The sequence below is a fragment of the Pollutimonas bauzanensis genome, from assembly GCF_040393045.1.
In the GTDB taxonomy this organism is placed as follows: Bacteria; Pseudomonadota; Gammaproteobacteria; order Burkholderiales; family Burkholderiaceae_B; genus Pollutimonas; species Pollutimonas bauzanensis_A.
Map to the genome: position 1 here is coordinate 1 of NZ_JBEBUX010000061.1, position 23,036 is coordinate 23,036.

Consider the following 23,036-nt stretch of genomic DNA (forward strand, 5'->3'; position numbering starts at 1 on the left):
AGACAACGGCGCGAAAGCACCATGATGCATGCAAAGCCTCATGCATATGCCGTAAGCACGTGCACCGAAAATGCGTTAGCCGAAACGCCCTGTGATGTAGTCTTCGGTTTCCTTACGCGCTGGCTTGACGAATATCTGGTCGGTTTCGCCGTATTCCATCAGTTCGCCCAAATACATATACGCCGTATAGTCCGAGCATCGGGCAGCCTGCTGCATGTTATGCGTAACAATCACCACGGTGTAGTCGGACTTGATCTCGGCGATAAGCTCTTCGATCTTGGCAGTAGAAATGGGGTCCAGTGCCGAGCAAGGCTCGTCCAGCAAAAGCACCTCTGGCTTGATAGCCACGCCGCGCGCGATGCATAAACGTTGCTGCTGGCCGCCCGACAAACTGTTGCCGCTTTGATTAAGCTTGTCCTTGACCTCATTCCAGAGAGCAGCCTTGGACAATGCCCATTCAACGCGCTCGTCCATCTCGCCTTTGCTGAGCCGTTCGAACAAGCGCACGCCAAAAGCAATATTGTCGTAGATGCTCATGGGGAAAGGCGTGGGCTTCTGGAACACCATGCCGACCTTGGCGCGTATCAGCGAGATGTCGGTTTTCGATGACAGTAGATTTTCGCCATCCAGGTTGATTTCACCCTCGGCGCGCTGGCCGGGATACAGTTCAAACATGCGGTTGAAAGTACGCAACAGCGTGGACTTGCCGCAGCCTGAAGGACCAATAAAAGCCGTAACCTTATTTTCTTTGATGGACAAGTTCACGTCTTTGATGGCCTGGTATTTTCCATAATAGAAATTCAGGTTCTTGACTTCCAGCTTCGTGCGTTCAGTTTGAAAAGAGTTCGGCATCATAATGGATTCCCGGTCGAGAGCACTGCCCTCGATCCACGTTTTATTTACGGAAAAGGCTGCGGGCGGCGATATTAATGCCCAGCACCAGCATGGTAATCAGCACGGCGCCCGCCCATGCCAAGCGATTCCAGTCTTCGAAAGGGCTGGCCGCATATTGGAAAATGACCACCGGAAGATTGGCAATAGGCGCGTTCATGTTCAGCGACATGAACTGGTTATTCAGTGCGGTAAACAGCAATGGAGCCGTTTCCCCCGAAATGCGGGCAATGGCAAGCAGTATGCCGGTCATGATTCCCGAGCGAGCGGCCCGATAGCAAATGTTCATGATGATGCGCCATTGCGGGCAGCCCAACGCAGCGGCCGCTTCACGCAAGCTGTTCGGCACCAGCATCAACATGTTATCGGTTGACCTTACCACTACGGGAATAACCAGTATTCCCAATGTAAACGCACCGGCCCAGCCAGAATAGTGTCCGACCTGCGCCACGTAGATGGCATAAATGAACAAGCCAATGATGATGGACGGCGCCGACAACAAGACATCGTTCAGGAAGCGTGTGGCTGGCGCCAGCCAGCCGCGCTGGCCGTATTCGGCCAGGTAGGTTCCTGCCAGTATCCCAATCGGCGTGCCAATAATCGTGCCGACAGCAGCCATCATGACACTGCCCAGGATCGCGTTGAGCAAACCGCCATCCGCTCCCGGCGGCGGAGTGCTTTCTGTCAGCAAGGTCAACGACAGCGCTGAACCGCCTTTGACGAACAAGGTCAGAATAATCCAGCACAGCCAGAACAGGCCAAACACAACGGTCGCCCCGGACAGACCCAGCAGCAGCTTGTTGAAGCGCTGTCGCTTTTTATAAACCGGATTATCCAAATTAACGATGGAATCGGAAGTAAACATGGTTATGGCCCGGAATTAGTGCGACGTTCCTTCGCCTTTGGTCAAGCGAAGAAGCAGGAGTTTCGAGAAAGCCAACACAACAGTCGTAATCAGGAAAAGAATAAGCCCAAGCTCTAGCAGTGCCGCTTTCTGCATGCCCCCTGCCTCATTGAATTCGTTGGCTAACGCCGAGGCAATGGAGTTCGAGGGAGAGAAAATCGAAGACGGCAGGTTAAAGGCATTGCCTATGACAAAAGTGACCGCCATGGTTTCACCCAGCGCGCGGCCCAATCCCAGCATGATGCCGCCAATGACACCGCTTTTCGTATAAGGCAGGACAATTTTCCAGACCACTTCCCACGTAGTGCTGCCCAGTCCGTAGGCCGACTCTTTAAGCATCGGCGGCACAAGCTCAAAGACGTCCCGCATTACCGCCGTAATGAAAGGGATAACCATGATCGACAGTATCAGGCCGGCCGTGAATACGCCGATACCGAAAGGCGGTCCGGCAAAGACCTCGCCAAGTATCGGTACGCCCTCGAAGGTATCGATAATATGCGGCTGTATATATTGCTGGAACAAGGGCACAAATACGAACAGGCCCCACATCCCGTAAATGATAGAAGGAATGGCGGCCAGCATTTCAATGGCTGTGCCCAGCGGCCGGCGTAGCCAAGTGGGCGAGAGCTCGGTCAGGAACATGGCGATGCCAAAGGATACGGGCACAGCAATGACAAGCGCGATCGCCGATGTAAGTAAAGTGCCGGCAATAGGCACCATGGCGCCGTATATGTTCTGGACGGGATCCCAATTGTTGGTCCACAAAAAGGCGATTCCGTTCTCGGCAATGGATTCGCGGCTGCCGTAGATCAGCGACACCATAATGGCTGCAAGCAGCATAAAAACAAAAAACGCAAAAGCGCGCGTCAAGTTTTTGAACACAACATCCATGAGCGCATTCTGATTATTTTTCATGTCGGTATTTTTGCGTTTCTAGGGAAGGCCGTTAATGTAAACACATGCACAACAAGATTAATTTGAGCCAAAGCGAAATACCTTGATTATTAAGCAGCAAAGACGGCGCTATCTGCACAGCGCCGTCTTTGTCAGGCTTATTGAAAGGTCAATTGCCCGATTTTACCCATTACTTCCAAACTGCGGTGCCGTCGGCTGCCTTGATGTCATTCTTCCAGGCATCAGCAATCTGAGCAGTTACGCTAGCAGGCATAGGCACGTAATCGAGTTCCTCGGCCAGCTTGCCACCCTTTTTGAAAGCCCAGTCAAAGAAAGCAAGGGTTTCCTTAGCGTTCTCTGGCTTGTCTTGCTTTTTATGCACCAGGATGAAGCTGGCCGAAGTGACAGGCCACGATTCAGCACCGGGTTCTTCAGTAAGCACTACACCCATGCCAGGAGCACTTTTCCAGTCGGCGTTGGCAGCAGCAGCCGCGAATGCGGACTGCGTTGGCTGTACAAACTTGCCGTCTTTGTTCTGAAGCTGCGTCCAGGCGAGGTTATTTTGCTTGGCATAAGCGTACTCGACATAGCCGATCGAGTTCTTGAGCTGGCGCACATACGCTGCCACGCCTTCGTTACCCTTGCCGCCCTGCCCTGTAGGCCATTTTACAGCCTTGCCTTCACCAACCTGCTCTTTCCAGGCGGGAGAAACTTTGGACAAGTAGTTGGTCCAGCCAAAAGTCGTGCCCGAGCCATCGGAACGGTGTACGACAATAATGGATGCGCTAGGCAATTTGACTTCAGGATTCAAGGCCTTGATCGCGGCGTCATCCCATTTTGTCACTTTACCAAGAAAAATATCGGCAATGATGGGACCTGTCAGCTTCAATTCGCCGGGCTTGATGCCTTCGACGTTAATCACAGGCACCGTGCCGCCGATAATGGCCGGAAACTGCAACAAGCCATTTTTTTCCAGAGCATCTGGCTTCATGGGATCATCGGACGCACCGAAATCAACCGTTTTGGCAATAATCTGTTGCTGACCGCCACCAGAACCGATGGACTGATAGTTGATACGGTTGCCCGTTTCCTGCTGGTATTGAGCAGCCCATTTAGCATAAATAGGAAAAGGGAACGAAGCCCCTGCGCCAGTGATATCGGCAGCTTGAGCCGTTAACGCGGTGGCAGCAAAAGCAAAGCCAACCGAAATCTGTAAAAAAGCACGTTTGAACATCGAGGAATCCTCTTGGCCTAATTCAAGTTAAGACAGGCTAAGCCTGCACAACCGCTATATTAAGCACGCAATATGACATGTTCGTGACAATAGCGAAATTAATTATGTACCTAGCTGCTGCATAAGCTGATGATGCAGATTGAACGGCTTGCCCCGGCCTTTTACTTTCACATAGCCGCCATCGGGCAAACCCCGCCAGGCCAATTGGTTATCGCGCAAGGCATATGTAAAGGCCTCGGTGATAACCCGCTTTTTAAGCGCCTTGTCCAGAATGGGGAAACTGGTCTCGACTCGGCGGAAAAAGTTGCGGTCCATCCAGTCGGCCGATGATAAATACACATTTTCGGCCCCATCGTTGAAAAAGTAGAACACGCGAGAATGTTCCAGGAACTGGCCAATGATGGACCGCACCCGTATATTTTCCGACAGACCAGCTACGCCGGGCCGCAAGGCACAGGCGCCACGCACGATAAGGTCGATTTTCACCCCCGCCTGACTTGCCCTGTACAACGCTTCGATAACAATAGGTTCCTGCAGGGAATTCATTTTGGCCATGATACGGGCCTTTTTGCCGGCTTTGGCATTGATCGCTTCGTTGCGAATAAGCGCCAGCATGGTTTCATGCATGGTGAACGGCGACTGCAACAGCAGCTTGAGGGGCCGGCGAGCGCCAAGACCAGTCAACAACGAGAACACCTTGTCCATGTCTTCGCATAGTTTCTGGTCGGCGGTGAGTAGGCCGAAGTCGGTATAAAGCCTGGCTGTGCGCGGGTGATAGTTGCCGGTGCCCAAGTGCCCGTAGCGCCGGATATGCCCCTTTTCGCGGCGCAACACCAAAGCCATTTTGGCGTGCGTCTTGTGGCCCACTACCCCATAACTGACATGCGCGCCGACTTCTTCCAGCTTGGCGGCCCAGTTGATGTTGGTTTGCTCGTCAAAGCGCGCCATGAGCTCTACCACCACGGTCACTTCCTTGCCAGCCTTGGCCGCAGCCACGAGCAGCGCCATAAGCTCGGAGTCCTCGCCAGTACGGTAGATGGTTTGCTTGATGGCAACGACGGTGGGGTCTAGCGCCGCCGCCGTCAGAAAGTTCAGCACGGGCTGAAATGACTGATAAGGATGGTGCAGTAAATGGTCTTTCTTGGCGATTGCCTCGAATAGCTCGTCGGGTTTGTCCAGGACCATATCAAAAGGCGCCGGTATCTTGGGCCGATGATCGGGGAACAAAAGCTCGGGGCGTTTGACCAAATTGCACAATTGCATCAAGCGCGACAAGTTGACCGGCCCACTGACACGATAGGTGTCCCTGGGCTCGAGGTGAAACTCCTTTTGCAGGAAAATAGCGAGAGCCGGAGGCATGACGTGATCGATTTCCAGTCGTACAGCCGCGCCAAAATTGCGTTGAGACAACTCGCCTTGCAAAGCCTGCCGCAGATTGGTGATTTCTTCCTCATCAACAAACAGATCACTGTTTCGAGTCACCCGCCACTGATAACACCCCTTGACCTCCAGGCCAGGAAAGAGCTCGCCGACAAATGCGCTGATCAGGGCTGTCAGGAGTATGTAGCCATGAGGGATGCCCGATACCTCGGGCGGCACCTTGATGACACGTGGCAGCGCCCTAGGCGCTTGCACGATGGCAATCGATGCGCTCCGGCCAAACGCATCCTGCCCGTGCAAAGAGACAATAAAATTGAGACTTTTATTGAATACCCGGGGAAACGGATGCGCCGGGTCGAGCCCGATAGGCGTCAACATGGGCATGACTTCGCGCTCGAAGCCAGCGTGAGCCCAGGCCCGCAGCTCGTCACTCCACTTGGAAGGCTCCAGCAGCGCTATCCCTTCGGCCCTTAGCTTGGGCAATACATCGTGGGTAAGTAAACTATTTTGCTTGCTGATTAGATCGTGGGCAGCTACCTGCACCAGTTCGAAAGCCTCGTCCGGTGTGTAGCCGTCGGCCCCCACCAGGCTGGGATTTTGGCGTTGCTGCTCCTTCAGGCTGGATATGCGGATTTCAAAAAACTCGTCCAGGTTCGAACTGACAATGCATAAGTAACGCAGGCGTTCAAGTAGCGGCGTATCGCGGCTCTCGGCCATGGCCAGCACCCGCTCATTGAATTTGAGCAGGGACAACTCGCGGTTCAGCAAAGTGGGATCGGACGGCAAAGCATGCATAAAGGGCCTAGGCGGGAATGTGACGCAAACTTATAAGTCATTTTCTTTACAGTTTAATGACAGTCTAAAAGATTGCCCGAAATCTGCCCACAAGTATCAAAAAAAGCCAAAACATTTGCGACATTGGCGAATTCGCAAACCCTGGCTGCCCACGATCCTTATAATCGCAAGGTATCCACCAAAAGAATCTCTGCATAATGGACTATTTACTTGCCGCCGTCGATCTCGGCTCCAACAGTTTCCGGCTATCGATCGGACGAGTCGTACAACAAGACGGCATTGCGCAAATTTACGCCATCGACAGGCTCAAAGAGTCGGTAAGGCTGGCAGCAGGCCTTAACGATGAAAAAATCATCAACGAAGAGGCCATTCTTCGGGCGATCACTGTCTTGAAGCGCTTTGGCGAACGGCTCAATGGCTTTCATCCCAACCGGGTGCGCGCGGTGGCCACAAATACCTTTCGCATTGCACGAAATGTGGCTGAAATCCTTCCTCGCGCCGAAGAAGCGCTAGGCTTTCCCATCGAAGTCATTGCCGGCCAGGAAGAAGCCCGATTGATCTTTTCGGGAATTACCAACGAACTGCCGCCATCCACTAACCGCAGGTTAATGATAGACATCGGCGGCGGCTCTACTGAAGTCATTATTGGCAAGGGTTTTCAACCCTTGCATCTATCTTCCTTATACATGGGCTGCGTCAGCTATACGCGTCAGTTCTTCCCTGATGGCCGCATTACCGAATCACGTATGCAACAGGCGCAGCTTGCGGCCCGACGCGAACTGGAAGGCATTTCCAGGCAATACCGGAAAACCGGGTGGCACGAAGCTTATGGCTCGTCCGGTACAGCCAAAGGAATACTGGCAGTCCTTACCGAAAACGGTATGTCGAAAAAAGGCATTACCCTGGACGGCATGGAAAAACTGAAAGCCAAGCTCATTAAAGACGGCAAAGTCGTCATGAACGAACTGCCCGGCCTCAAGCACGACCGTTCACTGGTTCTGGCCGGCGGCCTCGCCATTATGATGGGGGCTTTTCAGGAATTGAACATAAAAGTAATGCTGCCCGGCGAAGGCGCTTTGCGAGTCGGTGTGTTATACGACCTGCTAGGCCGGGACTCCGAGCATGACAAGCGCAATGAAACGGTACGCCAGTTCATCAAACGCTATCACGTCGATACACGGCAATCCGCAAGGGTAAAGCGCGTTGCGCTGGATTTTTTCGCGCAATTGCAATTGCAAGACTCCCCTGAAAAGCAAGAGCTGGAACGCACCCTGGGATGGGCAGCCGATCTGCACGAAATAGGCATCAGTATCGCCCATGCCGACTACCATAAGCACAGCGCCTACATTCTTGAGCACGCCGATATGCCGGGGTTCTCGAACGACGACCAAGCCTTGCTCGCCTTATTTACCCTGGGCCACCACGGCAAAATCGGCAAGCTCCAGGTCTTGGAACCCACCCGTGCCAAATGGCTGACTCTGCTATGCCTTCGACTCGCCGTATTATTGTCACGCCGCCGGGACGATCCCGACTCTCTTCCGATCACCGTCGTAGCCAACGGCAAAAGCATTCAACTCACGGCAGACAAGTCCTGGCTACAAGCCCACCCCCTGACCGAATATTCGCTGCAGGCGGAAAAACACGAGTGGAACAAAGCTGGGTTTGAACTGGAGTTAATCGAAATATAAGCGGGTGCCAACGCTAGCGCATTTTTGGCCGAGGTGTTTACAGGATCGGGGCAGCGCAAGCGCCAATAGTTCGAAGCCATGGAAGTCGAGTCTGCATTGGCGCCAAGATCTCGGTCGACTAAAGCATTTTTCGTTCTTAAGAAAAGGCGGGTGTGCCGGGGGATGTCGTCGGCCGCTGTCTGACCGCAGCGCAGCGAAGGGAGTTCGGCCGACGCCCGGGTTGACGAGGCAGACGCGGATACAAGCACGCCGTGCCGGACTGCCCTCACCCACCCCGGACAACGTCACCAGAGCCGGGCGACGTCACTTAAGCGCCCATGACGCGCGCCATAAACACCTGAACTAAAAATGCGCTAGCCGGCACCACGCATGCCGGCTATTCGATCCCGAAATGGCGGCGATAACGGGGATCCATACTATTGATATCCAGCAGCACTGGGAAATCGGCGGTATTGAAATCAGGATCCCAAGCGGGTTCACCGCAAATTTGAGCCCCAAGATTCAAATAGCCTTTGATAAGCGGTGGCACACGAGCGGGCAAGGCACTATCAAGACGCTCGACGGGATACCTGTTCAAAGGCGCAAGGTGGGGCAAATCAGGGTGATTCGCCATCTTCTTACTGGCTAAACGCCATACCTGAGCGGCGGTAACGCCACCATCGCGCAGGCTTACACTTGCGCACCCCAGCACATGGCGCAAACCCAGGTTCTTCACCAAGGTTGCCACGCCCGACCATAGCAGCATGATCACTGAGCCATTTCGGTAATCCGGGTGCGTGCAAGACCGTCCCACCTCGACCAGTTCGTTGTACATTGTGCCCAGTCCGGCAAGATCGAATTCGGATTCCGAATAATAACCGCCCGCCTTCTTTGCATTGGCAGGGGTCAACAGGCGGTATGTACCTACGACGCGGCCACTCCCCGCCTCGGTGACCATAAGATGTTCGCACCAGGGATCGTAGCGGTCGCTATCCAGCCCATCGGTCGCCCCAGGAAATACCGCGTTCATTTCCTCGGTAAAGATATCGTAGCGTAAGCGCTGTATGGCTTCGAGTTCTTCGTTGCTACGCGCTAGCCCCATGACTAAGCCGCCAGGGGGAGAACAGGACCACACAGCACCTTTTGCTGCTTCAGGACGAATACGTGCAAGTTCGAGCATTTAGAATCTCCGTAAACACCCCACGATTATCCGTGTGGAATGTTACAGATTCTTGATGCCCATATTACGTCTAGGTTAAATTCACCGCCACAAGCTGCCGCACCCCTTCTTCGGCCAAGGTAGCGTCTTCTGCCTCTACCATCAGGCGCAATTTAGGTTCAGTACCCGATGCGCGTATTAATACCCGGCCCCGGCCATTCAGTTGCTGCTCCACTTTCTGCTGGGCAGCCTGCAGGCCAGCATGGTTCTGCCATTGCACGCCAGGCGCCAATGGCACATTGACCATCCTCTGGGGATACATTTTTAACTCCGACACTAAGTCGGCAAGGCCCTGCCCACTACGGCTCATGGCGGTAAGCACCTGCAAAGCGGCAATGATCCCGTCGCCCGTGGTGTGGCAATCCAGACATAGCAAATGGCCGGAACTTTCCCCACCGTACAGCCAGCCCCGTTTTTGCATACTTTCCAGCACATAGCGATCGCCGACCTTGGCACGATCGAAACCGACCCCAAGCACCTGCATTTGCTTTTCGAAGCCAAAATTGGTCATCAATGTGCCAACCACACCGTCGACAGTGCGTTGCGTCATGCGGTCGCGCACGATCGCATATAGCAACTCGTCACCGTTGTAGATTCGCCCCGAGCCGTCAACCATCTGCAAGCGATCGGCATCGCCATCCAGCGCTATGCCAATGTCTGCGCCTCGGGCCTTCACCTCGGCCGCCAAATGCTCGGGATGCATCGCGCCTACGCCTTCGTTGATATTGAGCCCGTCAGGCTGGCAACCGATGGCGAACACTTCCGCGCCCAGCTCACGAAAAACATGAGGGGCAATGTTGTACGCAGCGCCGTTAGCGGCATCCACCACAATGGAAATACCCGAGAGGTCAAGCTCGTTGGGGAAAGTGCTTTTGCAGAATTCAATATATCGGCCCGCTGCATCATCTATACGGCGGGCGCGCCCCAAGGCTTCGGAACTGACGCAGCCCAGAGGCTCGTCGATAGCAGCTTCGATCTCGGCCTCGAGCTCATCGGGCAGCTTCATGCCCTGCGCAGAGAAGAATTTGATGCCATTGTCTTGGTAGGGATTATGCGAAGCACTAATCACAATACCCGCCACCAGCCTCAACGCCCGTGTCAGATATGCCACAGCAGGCGTCGGCACGGGCCCGGCCAACAGCACGTCGATTCCGGCCGCCGACAACCCAGCCTCTAGGGCAGATTCCAGCATATAACCCGAAATGCGAGTGTCTTTGCCAATAACCACAGCCGGGCGGCCACGCCCCGGATGCTGGCGGGCGAGGACCCGGCCAGCGGCATAGCCTAGCCGAAGCGCGAACTCAGCATTGATGGTTGGGCCGCCAACTTCGCCGCGCACGCCATCGGTACCAAAATATTTTCGGTCAGTCATATCCATGTTCCATATTCAATTGCTTGCCATACCTTGACGGCATCCACCGTCGCGGCAACATCATGTACCCGTATGATATGCGCGCCGCGGGCTACGCCCGCCAACGCTGCAGCCACACTGCCGCCCTGCCTTTCCGCGGGTAAACGCCCTGTCACGTGGCCTATCATGGATTTACGCGATAAACCAAGGAGCCACGGATAGCCATCATTATCGATCTTATCCAGATTGCGTAGCATCTGGTAGTTTTGCCGAGGTGTTTTTCCGAAACCAAAGCCTGGATCCAGCACAATCCGCCTTTTGTCGATACCGGCGTTTATCATGGCCTGCACGCGGGCGTGCAGGAATTCGCCTACCTCGAGCAAGACATCGTCGTAACGCGGCGCTTGCTGCATAGTTTTAGGGTCGCCCTGCATATGCATGACGCAAAGACCACAACGAGATCCTGCAACGGCCTCTACAGCGCCATCGTGGCGAAATCCGTAAATATCATTGATCATGTCCGCGCCGGCGTCCAATGCCTGCCGCATCACTTCGGGCTTGAACGTATCGATGGACAAAGGAATGCCAGTCTCAACCAGGCCCTCTATGACAGGCAAGATGCGTTTCAACTCATCTGCTGCAGAGACGGGCTCAGCGCCAGGGCGTGTCGATTCGCCGCCGATATCAAGCATCTCGGCGCCCTGAGCGATAAGCTCCCGGGCATGGGCGATGGCAGCATCGGCTTCTACGTGGTGGAGAGTATTGGAGAAAGAGTCTGGGGTGACATTAACGATCCCCATAATTAATGGGCGCTCGAGCCTCAGCTCGAAGCGCCCACAAACCAAGTTTGAGCTCATTGGCGTAATACTTGAAGCCTATACTGGTGTAGCGGCTGCATTGCCACCGGCTGAGGGAACACCTGCGGACGGCGTGCTTCCGGGAGTATCGTTGTGCGACGAAGGAGGTGGCTGCGGCGCACGCGGAGGACGACCTTGCATAATATCTTCAATTTGATCTGCATCGATGGTTTCCCATTCGAGCAGAGCGGCCGTCATGGCTTCCATTTTGTCGCGACTGCCTTCGATGATCTTACGGGCGACCGTATATTGCTCATCGATGATGGCGCGGATTTCCTGGTCCACCTTTTGCATGGTGGCTTCAGAAACATGCGTAGTTTTGGTCACGCTACGGCCCAGGAACACCTCACCCTCGTTTTCCGCATAGACCACCGGACCCAAAGAGTCGGTCATGCCATAGCGAGTCACGATGTCGCGAGCAATGGCTGTGGCACGCTCGAAGTCGTTCGAAGCGCCGGTAGTCATTTGGTTCATGAAGACTTCTTCGGCGATACGCCCACCGAACAGCACTGCAATGGTATTGAGCAAGCGCTCTTTATCCATGCTGTAGCGGTCGCCTTCAGGCAGTTGCATGGTTACGCCCAATGCACGGCCCCGGGGAATGATGGTGACTTTATGCACCGGATCAGTCTTGGGCAGGCTGCGCGCAACCAGCGCGTGGCCCGATTCGTGATAAGCGGTATTGCGACGTTCTTCTTCGGGCATGATGAGCGTACGGCGCTCTGCACCCATGATGATCTTGTCCTTGGCCTTTTCGAAGTCGCTCATTTCGACCGTGCGGCCACTACGGCGCGCGGCGAACAAGGCAGCCTCGTTGACCAGGTTGGCCAGGTCGGCGCCGGAAAAACCGGGCGTACCGCGAGCCAGGATCTGGGCATCGACGTTGGTGGCCAAGGGCACCTTGCGCATATGCACTTTCAGGATTTGTTCGCGGCCACGGATATCGGGCAGCGAAACCACGACTTGGCGGTCAAAGCGGCCCGGGCGCAACAGAGCGGGATCGAGCACATCGGGACGGTTGGTTGCAGCAATGACCAGCACGCCCTGTCCGGTTTCAAAGCCGTCCATTTCAACCAATAATTGGTTAAGCGTTTGCTCGCGTTCGTCGTTGCCACCGCCCAGACCAGCGCCACGCTGACGGCCTACGGCGTCGATTTCATCGATAAAGATGATGCAAGGCGCTTGCTTCTTGGCATTTTCGAACATGTCTCGAACACGAGCTGCACCTACGCCCACAAACATTTCAACGAAATCCGAACCGGAAATGCTGAAAAACGGTACTTTGGCTTCGCCAGCGATGGCCTTGGCCAGCAAGGTTTTACCTGTACCAGGAGAACCCACCATCAGGACGCCACGGGGAATGCGGCCGCCCAAGCGCTGGAACTTGGTAGGGTCGCGCAAGAAGTCGACCAATTCCTGGACATCTTCTTTGGCCTCGTCGCAGCCTGCGACGTCGGCAAAGGTAACGTTGTTGGTATTTTCATCCATCATGCGAGCACGCGACTTGCCGAAGCTGAAGGCCCCGCCCTTGCCGCCGCCCTGCATTTGACGCATGAAAAACACCCACACGCCGATAAGCAGCAGCATGGGGAACCAGGAAATGAACAGGCTGGTGAGGAAAGAAGGTTCTTCCCGAGCCTTGCCCGACACCTGGACGCCGGACTTGACCAATTCTGGCACCATCCAGAGGTCGCCGGGCGAAGTCAGGCTATACGGACGGCCAGCATCGGGGGTTACATATAAGGTATCCCCTTGTATGTCGACCTTGCTGATACGACCTGCCTGCGCGTCGCTCATGAATTGGGTATATGTTACTGATTCGGCCGTGGTCGCGCGCCCGTCAAACTGCTTAAATACAGTAAACAGGACCAGCGCGATCACCATCCAGATCGCAACCTTGGAAAACGAGTTGTTCAAAGCCAACCTCCTACTTGTAACCACGACTTGCCAAACCCCCGCAAATACGGCAGCCAAACAAGTATTTCAATGACTCATTCTACTCGAAAGAAAGAATCCTGTTTGTCAAAAAATACCCAACCTAAGGCTTAAGACGACGCGCCACCAAAAAGGTCTCGGAAGACTTATCGCGCGACGCTTTGGGCTTTCGCTCTACTACCCGTTGAAAACGTTGCTTGAACGATTCCACGATTTGAGAGAACCCGCTGCCATGAAATGCTTTGACAATAAGCGCGCCATCGGACTTTAGGTGATGGCAAGCGAAATCGAGCGCTAGATCACATACATGCTGAATTCTAGCTGAATCGGCTGAACCTACTCCAGATAAATTGGGGGCCATGTCTGAAATCACAAGGTCTACTTGCTGGCCATTGAGCAATTTTTTCAATTGTTCTAGTATGGAGTCTTCGCGAAAGTCGCCGAGTATGAATTCGACATCCGCAATAGGATCCATCGGCAACATGTCCAGCGCAATAATCCGCCCGTCTATCACGCCACCCGCACCAACCAGGCGCTCGCGTGCAATTTGCGACCAACTGCCAGGCGCCGAGCCCAGGTCGACCACAATATCGCCACGATGCAACAGTTTTTCTGCATCGAGAATTTCCGACAATTTAAAGGCCGCACGGGCCCGATACCCCTTTTGTTGCGCCATTTTGACGTAGGGATCATTTATATGCTGCTGAATCCACTCTTTTGAGAATTTTTTTTTGGCCATTCCCGTACAATCTCATTATGCCAAAACTCGACATTACTTCCCAAGAGCGTAGCGCACTTCGCGCCGCCGCCCACCCTTTGCGTCCGGTCGTACTGATTGGAGACCGGGGCTTATCCGAATCGGTGCTAAAAGAAATCGATCTTAATCTGAACTCGCACCAGCTTATCAAGGTACGTGTTGCAGACGACGATCGTGAAGCGCGCATCGCCATGCTCGAAACCATCTGCGACACGCTATCGTGCGCCCTGGTTCATCACCTGGGCAAAACCCTGATCATTTATCGTCCCGATACCGCCGCGGAACGCGCCGTCATCGAGGCAGAAAACGCCACGCGCGCCCTGCGCAAGCCGTCGGAACCGCACACACCCAAAAAGCTGGCGGCCCAAGGCGTTACCCGCACCCGGCGCACTGAAAAAGCCAAGCGTGCGGCCCTTAAAACCGAAAGGCTGGAAGCTGCGGCGCCGAAAGCTCGCCGTGCTGCGGTATCTCCGGCACGACCGGCCCACGCCATACCGCGCCGCGCAGGCAGTGCGATGTCGCTACGGGCTGGACGCCGCGCGCCAAACACCGGCAAGCGCTGATACCAACTGCGCAAATTATAAAGCCCAATGCACACCGTGCATGGGCTTTTCTTTTTGAACTGCGCATTGTACGCCAGCAGCCAATGCCGCCGGCGACTTGAATTACAAATAACTGACGTTCAGCACTTCGAATTCACGGATTCCGGCAGGCGCCTTCACCGACACGACATCGCCTTCGCCTTTACCGATAAGCGCACGCGCCACCGGGCTGGAAACCGAAATCATGTTGGAGCGGATATCGGCTTCGACATCCCCAACTATTTGGTAGGTAACCCGCTCGCCGGATTCTAGATCTTCGATTTCGACGGTAGCGCCAAACACGGCTTTGCCTTCGACATCAAGCGCAGCAGGGTCAATAATTTGTGCGTTGGACAAGGTGCCTTCCAGCTCCTGGATACGGCCTTCGACGAATGCCTGGCGTTCCCGCGCAGCGTCGTACTCGGCGTTTTCGGAAAGGTCGCCTTGAGCCCGGGCTTCGGCGATGGAGCCGATAACCTCGGGACGTTCTATGGTTTTCAAGCGATGTAGCTCTGCTTGCAGGCGCTCAGCGCCACGTGCTGTCAACGGTATCGCAGACATAATATTCCTGAATAAAAAGTAAAAAGACGCTCCTCACGAAGGAGCGCCTAACAATGAGTTGGCCTGATAGTGCCGAATTATTTCTTTGATATGAACTAAAGGAAGCGTTGGCTTAAAGCTGTAAACAACGATTGGGTCTAGCTCAAAATAAAACCCCGGCCTGGGTCCAAACCGGGGTATGTATGTATTGTCGGCAAACTTGGGGGAAATTGCAAGCCCCCCGAAAGGATTACAGCACCCCGGGTTGGCGCGCCTTGGATCCCAAACGCAATAGTGCGTAAAGGATAATCGCACCGAATGTTGCCGTACCGATGCCGTCCAGCCTGAATGAACCGAATTGCAGTGAAAAATTACCGGCACCCAAGATTAGCGTAACAGCAGCTACGATCAAATTGCGGTTATCGCTGAAGTCGACTTGGTTCACTACCCAGATACGGGCACCCGCTACCGCAATCAGGCCGAACACCACAATAGACATGCCGCCCAGCACCGGACCGGGTATGGTCTGGATCAAGGCGCCGAACTTGGGTGAAAAGCCGAGCAAGATGGCGATTACCGCAGCCACCACAAATACCAAGGTGGAATAGATGCGGGTTACCGTCATGACGCCGATGTTCTCGGCGTAAGTCGTAACGCCCGTCCCCCCTACCGCTCCCGACAGCATGGTTGCGACGCCGTCGCCCACAAAAGCCCGACCCAGATAGACATCCAGATTCTTGCCTGTCATGGCGCTGACGGCCTTGATGTGACCCAGGTTCTCGGCCACCAATATGATAGCAACCGGCACAATGACGCTAATGGCATGCAGTTGAAATACCGGTGCGGCAAATTGCGGCAGGCCCAGCCAGGCAGCGGTCGCCACGCCGCTGAAATCAATGGCTTTGCCAAAACCCAGCACATTGGCAAAAAAGGCATAAATCAAGCATGCCAGCAACAAGCCCACCAAGATCAACAAGCGCTGCACAGTACCCCGCGTATAGACGGCAATACCGCCCACGCACAATACTGTCATCAACGCCATCAAGGCCTCGAAAGTAGAACCGCCCATCGCCCCTTTTGCCGCGATTGGAGCGAGATTCAAGCCGATTACCGCCACGATAGCGCCCGTGACGACCGGTGGCATCCAGCGATTAATCCACTCAGCCGCCCCGCCGGATCTGGCATTCATCCACCAGACCAGAAGACCGATAAGTGTATAAACCAGGCCGCAAGCAATGATGGCCCCCAAGGCAACGCCAATATTGGCATTGGCGCCCGCTCCCGCATATCCGGTAACGGCAATGACCCCGCCGATAAAGGCAAAGCTTGAGCCCAGATAACTGGGCACGCGCCCGCCCACGAAAAGAAAAAACACCAATGTGCCTACGCCCGACATCAGGATGGCCACATTGGCGTCGAATCCCATTAGCAGCGGAGCAAGAATGGTCGACCCGAACATCGCCACGACGTGCTGCGCCCCCATGGCAATATTCTGCGGCCAGGACAGGCATTCGTCAGGCTGCACGACAACGCCTTGAGCGCCGCCTTGTACCTTGCGCCAGCGAGGAAAATAAGAGTTCGACATGAAATGGGGGCCTTTTTAGGAATTAGCTGTTTTATGGTGGCAAGAGTGTACGATTATCGCGAGCCTGGCGGCAAGAACTGGCGACGCATGACACATACTTATAGTTAGCGTTTACCCCAAGTGAAAGAAGGTACGCACCTAAGGCTTATCGAGTGCATTAAAAAATGTGATTGGACGCAAACTTGACCTTTGCCTATGTTGCGAACATCCACCATCATCAGGGAGACAAAAATGGATAAGAAACTAAAGCCTTTGCTGGCCGCCATACTGCTGGCAGCAGGCGCACCAGCGCTTGCCGGAACGGTAACCGTAATTACCTCTTTCCCCAAAGAGCTGACGCAAGCCTACAAGTCGGCATTCGAAAAAGCCAACCCCGACATCAAACTTGAAATTCTTAACAAGAACACCGTGTCGGGCATCGCTTACGTGAAAGAAACCGATGCCGGAAAGCGCCCCGAAGTATTCTGGGCCAGCGCGCCGGACGCCTTCGAGGTGTTGGCGCAAGCCAATCTCCTGGAAAAAGCCGGCGACATCGTTAACCCCGACGTCCCGGACAAAATAGGCAGCTTCCCCATTAACGACCCTAGCGGCATGTTCATGGGGCAGGCCTTGGCAGGCTATGGCATTATGTACAACACCCGGTTGATCAAGGCCAAGAAGCTGGATGCGCCGACAACCTGGACAGACCTGCTCAAGCCCGAATGGTTTGGCAACGTTGGCACCACGTCGCCATCGCGTTCGGGAACCATGCACCTGACTGTAGAAACCATCCTGCAAGGTGAAGGCTGGGATAAGGGCTGGAACACACTGATCCGCATGTCGGGGAATAGCGCAGCCATTACCGACCGTTCCTTTGGCGTGCCCGACGGCGTGAACAACGGCCAGTTCGGCGCGGGCCCCGTCATCGACTTCTTTGGCTTGTCCAGCAAATACTCCAAATTCCCGGTTGAATTTGTGTACCCCGAAGAAACCGCTATCGTACCGGCCAACATCGCCCTGATTGCCGGCGCAAAAAATACGGCTGAAGGCAAGAAATTCATCGCCTACACGCTTAGCAAAGAAGGCCAGGAACTATTGCTCAAGCCTGAAATTTCACGACTGCCCGTCCTGCCCTACAAGAATCTCAGCAATATTCCTGAAGGCTATCCCGATCCGGGCGAAATCGCCAAACGCAGCAAAGTGCAATTCGACGTAGACCTGTCGCAAAGCCGCTATTACATCGTTCAGTCGCTGTTCGACCAAACCATCACCTTCCGTCACGCCGATTTGCAGCAGGCTACCAAGGCCATCTATGACGCTGAAGCCAAGCTGGGCGCCAATCCCAGCGACAAGGCCAGCAGCCTGCTAGCCGAAGCAAAGAAGCTGGCCTGGTCGCCATTGCTGGACGTGAAACAAACACAATCGCCCGAGTTGCTTGCCGTTTTCAAAGGCAACAAGAAAGACGCCGATATCAGTCAAAAACTGTCCAAGATCCAGGGCGACTGGAACAGCAAGGCCAAGGCCAATTATGAAAAGGCCCAGGCGCTCGCAAAAGAAGCCGCTGCTCAGTAGTCTATCTACGCCCAGGGTCGCTCATCGAGCGCCCTGGGCATTATTGTGTTTCCTGTAGCGACGACTGCACCCGGCATATTCCGAGGCCTTCATGACCACTTTTTCCCGATCGCGATTCCCATCCGGTTTCGTGCTTGTAGCATTGCTTGTGCTGGCTTTTCTAGCCGCCTTTTTAATCATTCCGGTTGGAAGCGTTTTCTATAGCGCTTTCGTGAACTCGGACGGCAGCTTCACCCTGGGCCACTTTGGCGCTTTTTTCCATCAGACGCTACTGAAGGAATCTTTTGTCAACAGTCTGTATGTCGCAGTGGCCGCAACCTTTTTTGCGTCCATCATTGCCATTCCACTCGCTTACTTGACTATACGCTTTCGTTTCCGGGGCGCATTGATCATCCAGACGCTGGGCGTCTTGCCGCTGATCATGCCGCCCTTCGTCGGCGCGGTCGCCATGCAATTGCTGTTCGGACGCGCCGGCAGCATGAACCTGCTGCTGGATGATTGGTTCGGAATTACATTGCCGGTCATGGAAGGCTTGAACGGCATTATCTTTGTCGAGTCCATCCATTACTTTCCGTTCATCCTGATGAACCTGACTGTTGCGCTTCGCAATATTGACGGCGCCATGGAAGAAGCGGCAATGAACCTGGGCGCGAAAGGCTGGCGGCTGTTCCGCCGCGTTATCTTTCCATTGGCGCTGCCTGGTTATATCGCCGGCGCGTCACTCGTTTTCGTCAAGGTATTCGATGACCTGGGCACCCCGCTGGTGCTGGGCATTACCAATATGCTGGCGCCCCAGGCCTACTTGCGCATCACGCAGGTGGGCATAGACGACCCCTTGGGCTACGTCATTAGCGTCATCATGATTGCGTTCTCTATTCTGGCGCTGTGGCTGTCGGCGAAAGCCCTGAAAGGAAAAGACTATTCCACCTTGCAAAAAGGCGGTAATTCGCTGCAGCAACGAACGCTTAACAAGACCCAGACGGTACTGGCCTATGGCTGGATAGCCCTGGTCTTGTTGCTGGTTCTGTCGCCGCATCTGGGCGTATTGTTATTGTCGCTGGCAACCGTATGGAGTTATGCGCCATTGCCCGATGGCTATACCTTGGCGCACTATGCCGCCGTATTTCAAGAATCGCAGGGCATGATAAGCAACACCTTGCTTTACTGCGGGCTGGCGGCTGGCATAGACGTAATCCTGGGTACCGCCATCGCTTACCTGATGCTGCGCACCAAGCTGCCAGGCCGCCAGTGGCTGGACTGGATATCATCAGCCGCGCTAGCCGTACCTGGCATCGTTCTGGCCATCGGCTTTATGCGCACATTTCGCAATGTCGAAATTCCCGGCACCGACATCGGGCTAACCTCGACTTGGGTGCTCATCATGATCGCCTATTCAGTACGCCGCCTGCCTTATGCGCTACGTTCCTGCATTGCTGCGCTCCAGCAAATCAACTTGTCGCTGGAAGAGGCAGCGGCATCCGTGGGCGCCAACCGGCTAAGCACCATACGCCGCGTCGTGATCCCCTTGATGGCAGGCGGAATGCTGGCCGGTTTCGTGACCAGTTTCGTTACCGCGGCAGTCGAACTCTCGGCTACCATCATGCTGGTTACCCGAGACAGCGACGCGCCCATGAGCTATGGCATTTATCTATACATGCAAAGCGCCTCTGGCCGCGGCCCTGGCGCAGCATTGGGCGTGCTGGCTGTCGTCGCCGTTGCTGTTGGCACCTATGTCTCTCATATTATTGTCGAGCGCGCTTCGGCCCGCCAACGTCCCTCGCGGGCTAGCCAGGAAACAACATGAAAAAAGTCAGTGTCGAATGTCGCAATATCAGACTGTCTTACGGGAAGACCGAAGTCCTGAAAGACATTAATCTTCTTATCGAGCCCGGCGAGTTCTTCGCCTTGCTAGGGCCTTCCGGGTCGGGAAAATCAACGTTGCTGCGCCTGGTTGCTGGCTTCAATCAACAAAACTCGGGCCAGTTATTTGTCGACGGCAAGGATATCAGCGGCGTGCCGCCGCATAAGCGCAACATCGGCATGGTGTTCCAAAGCTATGCGCTCTGGCCGCACATGACTGTCTGGGACAACGTGGCCTTCGGACTGGTCGAACGCAAGCTGCGCAGCGCCGAGATCAAGACCAGAGTAGGCGCTGCGCTGGACTTGGTAGGCTTGTCGCAATATGCCAAGCGACGCCCCAATGAACTGTCTGGCGGGCAGCAGCAGCGCGTCGCACTGGCCCGAACTATCGTCATCGAGCCGCAAGTGCTGTTGCTGGACGAACCCCTTTCCAATCTTGACAAGAACTTGCGGGTGCAAATGCGCCAGGAACTGCTTTCCCTGCAGCGCCGCCTTGGCATTACCACGATCTTTGTTACGCACGATCAGGAAGAAGCCATGACCACGGCCGACCGCATGGCCGTGATGGATATGGGAGTCGTGCAACAGGTAGGCAGCCCATCCAACCTGTTCGACTTTCCGTGCAACCGCTTCGTCGCCAACTTTGTCGGAACCATGAATATGCTGGAAGGCGATGTCAAAACTCGCACCAGCCAAAGCATTACCCTCAGCGTGGATGGCGTCGGCGACCTGACTCTGCCAACGTTGGCGGATGTGCCCGACAGCCCAAGGATCGCGGCCAGTTTCCGCCCCCACAGTGTCCAGATGGAAAGCGCTGGCGGCCGCGGTGACAGCCGCTTTATCTGGCTGCCCGGCATCATCGAACGCAGTGAGTTCCTTGGCGAATTCACGCGCTACGAAGTACGTGTCGGCGAACAACGGGTGACGGCAGATCAAGCACATCATGCAGGCCTGGGTCTATATAGTCCCGGCGCGCCGGTTTCCATAGGCCTGGAACCAGCCCAGATTCGGCTACTCATCGCCTGACAAGCAAGCGGATCAATGGAGATTTATCAAATACGGGCGTTTGTGACCGTTGCGCGAATGGGAAACCTGACCCGCGCGGCCGAAGCGTTGAGCCTGACGCAACCCGCCGTCACCGCTCAGATCAAGGCGCTCGAGCAAAGCCTGGGGGTGGCCCTGTTCGAGCGCAGCGCAGGAAAGTTTGCGCTGGCAAAAGCAGGCGAAACCCTGCTGCCCACAGCAGAAGCCGTACTGGCGCTAGGCACCCAACTCAAGTTCGAGGCGGTAAAGCTGCAGGGTGAATTGCACGGCACGGTGGAACTGGGCATACCCAGCGAGCAGGTGGACTTCCTGCGCTTGGGTGAACTCGCCAGTAGCGTCACCAGGAGCCTGCCGCTTATCGAGCTTCAAACCCGCGTACTCCCGACCACCCAACTGGTAGAATACGTAAGTACAGGTCGCTTGTCTGCAGCGCTGACCATCGCCGCCTACCAGCCTCGCGACGTGCAATGGATGCCTTTGCGCAAAATCACCTACCGCATCGTGCTGCCCAACGCCATGGCCGAACAACTGAAGCTGGGCGGCTGGCCCGAGCTGGCCGCACTGCCCTGGCTCGATGGCCCGCACGGCAGTCATATACACCTATTGCTGCGCGAGCTATTCGAGCGGCACGGCCTGGCGCCGAGAGTGGTCATGAACAGCGCCGACCAGGCCAATATGGATGCGCTGGTTCGGGCCGGCGCGGGTTGTGCGCTGTTGCGCGAAGAGCTTGCCCTGGCAGGCGCCAAGCGCCATGACTTCGTGATTTGGGGCCGCGCCAGCATAGAAGCTAGCCTGGGGTTTATAACGTCTATCGAAAATGCCGGACAACCCATACTCGTAGCACTGATCTCGATGCTGCAAGAGATCTGGAACATAGACAATTTAATGGAAAAAATCGTTGCATGAGCATGACTCACTTCTGGCTTATCCGCCACGGGGAAACCCAATGGAACGCCAATAAACGCCTTCAGGGATGGCTGGATATCCCCCTGAGCCCCATTGGAACCAAACAAGCCGAACAGTTGGGAGACTACCTGCGCTCGCCCTCTTTCGAAACCCCCGTGGACGTCGTGGTCAGCAGCGACCTGAGCCGGGCTTTTGAAACCGCCCGCATCGCCGCGAGCCATTTTGGCCATCCTATTGAAGCCAATCAAGGATTGCGTGAACGCAGCTACGGAATCTACCAAGGGCAAGACTGGAGCACGCTTAATAACATGCTGGCCGATAGCCAAGGCGTGAACTTTCGCGATCCGCAACAAGATATCGAAGGCGGAGAAGCCCTGCACAGTTTCCATAGCCGTATCGTTGCGGCTTTCGAAGACCTGGCCCAACGCTATCGCGGCCGGAATGTCCTGGCGTTTTCACATGGCGGCGTGATTGACATCGCCTGGCGCAAGGCCAGCGAACTGTCGTTGGACGTTAAACGGAACGACCCCATACTCAACACCAGCATCAATCAGTTTTCGATCGATGCGAACAATGTCTGGAAGATGACCGATTGGGGCCAGGTCGAGCACCTGGAAACATCTGCACTGGACGACATTATCTAACCATGGCGAAGAAAGCCAAACAAGGCGGGCTGGCCTGCCCTTGTGGCGGCTCGGTGCCAGGCGCCAGTTATGCGGCGTGCTGCCAGCCTTATATCGATGGCATTGCTGTAGCCCCCACAGCAGAACACCTGATGCGTTCGCGCTACACCGCTTACGCTATGGGTAATGCTGCGTATGTGCTGTCTACATGGCATGCCAGCACAAGGCCGCCCGAGTTGGTGCTGGAGGCCGCTGATACACCTCATGCAGTGCGTTGGCTGGGTTTGGCGGTGCATAGCCATACGCAATTAACTGATGTTCAGGCGCAGGTACTGTTTACGGCACGGTATCGGGAAGGCGGACGGGCGCATAGGTTGCGGGAGCATAGCCGGTTTGTACGGGAAAGCGGGCGGTGGTTTTATGTGGACGGCGATGTGGATTTTGAAGGGTCGTCGTAGGTGT

20 protein-coding genes are annotated in these 23,036 nt (G+C 55.2%); 8 read left to right on the top strand and 12 right to left on the bottom strand.

The genetic code is table 11. The features are described from left to right. Nucleotides 1-75: 75 nt before the first annotated feature. From pstB to ppk1, 5 genes are all read right to left on the bottom strand, one after another. Nucleotides 76-852 (bottom strand): phosphate ABC transporter ATP-binding protein PstB, encoded by a 777-nt coding sequence (gene pstB, locus ABWO67_RS11130; protein WP_353151788.1) that lies wholly within the window; start codon nucleotides 850-852, stop codon nucleotides 76-78. Nucleotides 853-895: 43 nt separating this feature from the next. Further along, nucleotides 896-1,756 (bottom strand): phosphate ABC transporter permease PstA, encoded by an 861-nt coding sequence (gene pstA / locus ABWO67_RS11135; protein ID WP_353151752.1) that lies wholly within the window; start codon nucleotides 1,754-1,756, stop codon nucleotides 896-898. Between the two features lie 15 nt (nucleotides 1,757-1,771). Then, complete coding sequence (gene pstC, locus ABWO67_RS11140; protein ID WP_353151754.1) at nucleotides 1,772-2,710, bottom strand: phosphate ABC transporter permease subunit PstC; 939 nt, start codon at nucleotides 2,708-2,710, stop codon at nucleotides 1,772-1,774. A 169-nt stretch (nucleotides 2,711-2,879) separates the two neighbouring features. After that, nucleotides 2,880-3,923 (bottom strand): phosphate ABC transporter substrate-binding protein PstS, encoded by a 1,044-nt coding sequence (gene pstS / locus ABWO67_RS11145; protein WP_353151756.1) that lies wholly within the window; start codon nucleotides 3,921-3,923, stop codon nucleotides 2,880-2,882. A 102-nt stretch (nucleotides 3,924-4,025) separates the two neighbouring features. Continuing rightward, entirely contained in the window at nucleotides 4,026-6,098 is a 2,073-nt protein-coding gene (gene ppk1 / locus ABWO67_RS11150) for a polyphosphate kinase 1 (protein WP_353151758.1), read from the bottom strand. A gap of 197 nt (nucleotides 6,099-6,295) precedes the next feature. Between ppk1 and ABWO67_RS11155 the strand changes: the two genes are divergently transcribed. Beyond that, nucleotides 6,296-7,786, top strand: a complete 1,491-nt coding sequence (locus tag ABWO67_RS11155; RefSeq protein ID WP_353151760.1) for a Ppx/GppA phosphatase family protein — start codon at nucleotides 6,296-6,298, stop codon at nucleotides 7,784-7,786. A gap of 376 nt (nucleotides 7,787-8,162) precedes the next feature. On the opposite strand, the gene ABWO67_RS11160 is transcribed toward ABWO67_RS11155, so the two are convergent. The 5 genes from ABWO67_RS11160 to ABWO67_RS11180 all read right to left on the bottom strand — a co-directional run bounded on the left by ABWO67_RS11160 (nucleotide 8,163) and on the right by ABWO67_RS11180 (nucleotide 13,866). Continuing rightward, the gene (locus tag ABWO67_RS11160; protein WP_502930001.1) at nucleotides 8,163-8,945 is read right to left on the bottom strand and encodes a GNAT family N-acetyltransferase; all 783 of its coding nucleotides are present in this window, start codon (nucleotides 8,943-8,945) and stop codon (nucleotides 8,163-8,165) included. Between the two features lie 70 nt (nucleotides 8,946-9,015). Continuing rightward, on the bottom strand, nucleotides 9,016-10,356 hold the full coding sequence (gene glmM / locus ABWO67_RS11165) for a phosphoglucosamine mutase (RefSeq protein ID WP_353151762.1): 1,341 nt from the start codon (nucleotides 10,354-10,356) through the stop codon (nucleotides 9,016-9,018). Beyond that, nucleotides 10,353-11,192 carry a dihydropteroate synthase gene (gene folP / locus ABWO67_RS11170; RefSeq protein ID WP_353151764.1) on the bottom strand — a complete coding sequence of 280 codons (840 nt, stop codon included), beginning with the start codon at nucleotides 11,190-11,192 and terminating at the stop codon, nucleotides 10,353-10,355. Before folP ends, glmM begins: the two co-directional genes overlap by 4 nt. A gap of 18 nt (nucleotides 11,193-11,210) precedes the next feature. Next, the gene (gene ftsH, locus ABWO67_RS11175; protein WP_353151766.1) at nucleotides 11,211-13,109 is read right to left on the bottom strand and encodes an ATP-dependent zinc metalloprotease FtsH; all 1,899 of its coding nucleotides are present in this window, start codon (nucleotides 13,107-13,109) and stop codon (nucleotides 11,211-11,213) included. 121 nt (nucleotides 13,110-13,230) lie between these two features. Next, nucleotides 13,231-13,866 (bottom strand): RlmE family RNA methyltransferase, encoded by a 636-nt coding sequence (locus tag ABWO67_RS11180; RefSeq protein ID WP_353151768.1) that lies wholly within the window; start codon nucleotides 13,864-13,866, stop codon nucleotides 13,231-13,233. 17 nt (nucleotides 13,867-13,883) lie between these two features. Between ABWO67_RS11180 and ABWO67_RS11185 the strand changes: the two genes are divergently transcribed. Beyond that, nucleotides 13,884-14,447: a YhbY family RNA-binding protein gene (locus tag ABWO67_RS11185; RefSeq protein ID WP_353151770.1), complete on the top strand. Its 564-nt coding sequence runs from the start codon at nucleotides 13,884-13,886 to the stop codon at nucleotides 14,445-14,447. Between the two features lie 102 nt (nucleotides 14,448-14,549). Here ABWO67_RS11185 and greA read toward each other — a convergent pair whose 3' ends face one another. Beyond that, nucleotides 14,550-15,026: a transcription elongation factor GreA gene (gene greA / locus ABWO67_RS11190; RefSeq protein ID WP_353151772.1), complete on the bottom strand. Its 477-nt coding sequence runs from the start codon at nucleotides 15,024-15,026 to the stop codon at nucleotides 14,550-14,552. 229 nt (nucleotides 15,027-15,255) lie between these two features. Then, nucleotides 15,256-16,590 (bottom strand): solute carrier family 23 protein, encoded by a 1,335-nt coding sequence (locus ABWO67_RS11195; RefSeq protein ID WP_353151774.1) that lies wholly within the window; start codon nucleotides 16,588-16,590, stop codon nucleotides 15,256-15,258. A gap of 231 nt (nucleotides 16,591-16,821) precedes the next feature. On the opposite strand from ABWO67_RS11195, the gene ABWO67_RS11200 reads away from it, so the two are divergent. The 6 genes from ABWO67_RS11200 to ABWO67_RS11225 all read left to right on the top strand — a co-directional run bounded on the left by ABWO67_RS11200 (nucleotide 16,822) and on the right by ABWO67_RS11225 (nucleotide 23,032). Next, nucleotides 16,822-18,141 (top strand): ABC transporter substrate-binding protein, encoded by a 1,320-nt coding sequence (locus tag ABWO67_RS11200; RefSeq protein ID WP_353151776.1) that lies wholly within the window; start codon nucleotides 16,822-16,824, stop codon nucleotides 18,139-18,141. 91 nt (nucleotides 18,142-18,232) lie between these two features. Continuing rightward, nucleotides 18,233-19,945, top strand: a complete 1,713-nt coding sequence (locus ABWO67_RS11205) for an ABC transporter permease (RefSeq protein ID WP_353151778.1) — start codon at nucleotides 18,233-18,235, stop codon at nucleotides 19,943-19,945. Continuing rightward, nucleotides 19,942-21,027, top strand: a complete 1,086-nt coding sequence (locus tag ABWO67_RS11210; protein WP_353151780.1) for an ABC transporter ATP-binding protein — start codon at nucleotides 19,942-19,944, stop codon at nucleotides 21,025-21,027. The genes ABWO67_RS11205 and ABWO67_RS11210 overlap by 4 nt, the downstream gene beginning before the upstream one ends. Nucleotides 21,028-21,042: 15 nt before the next feature. Next, nucleotides 21,043-21,951 carry a LysR family transcriptional regulator gene (locus ABWO67_RS11215; RefSeq protein ID WP_353151782.1) on the top strand — a complete coding sequence of 303 codons (909 nt, stop codon included), beginning with the start codon at nucleotides 21,043-21,045 and terminating at the stop codon, nucleotides 21,949-21,951. Next, nucleotides 21,948-22,595 (top strand): histidine phosphatase family protein, encoded by a 648-nt coding sequence (locus ABWO67_RS11220; protein WP_353151784.1) that lies wholly within the window; start codon nucleotides 21,948-21,950, stop codon nucleotides 22,593-22,595. Before ABWO67_RS11215 ends, ABWO67_RS11220 begins: the two co-directional genes overlap by 4 nt. 2 nt (nucleotides 22,596-22,597) lie before the next feature. Continuing rightward, the gene (locus ABWO67_RS11225) at nucleotides 22,598-23,032 is read left to right on the top strand and encodes a YchJ family protein (RefSeq protein WP_353151786.1); all 435 of its coding nucleotides are present in this window, start codon (nucleotides 22,598-22,600) and stop codon (nucleotides 23,030-23,032) included. The last annotated feature ends 4 nt before the right edge of the window (nucleotides 23,033-23,036 follow it).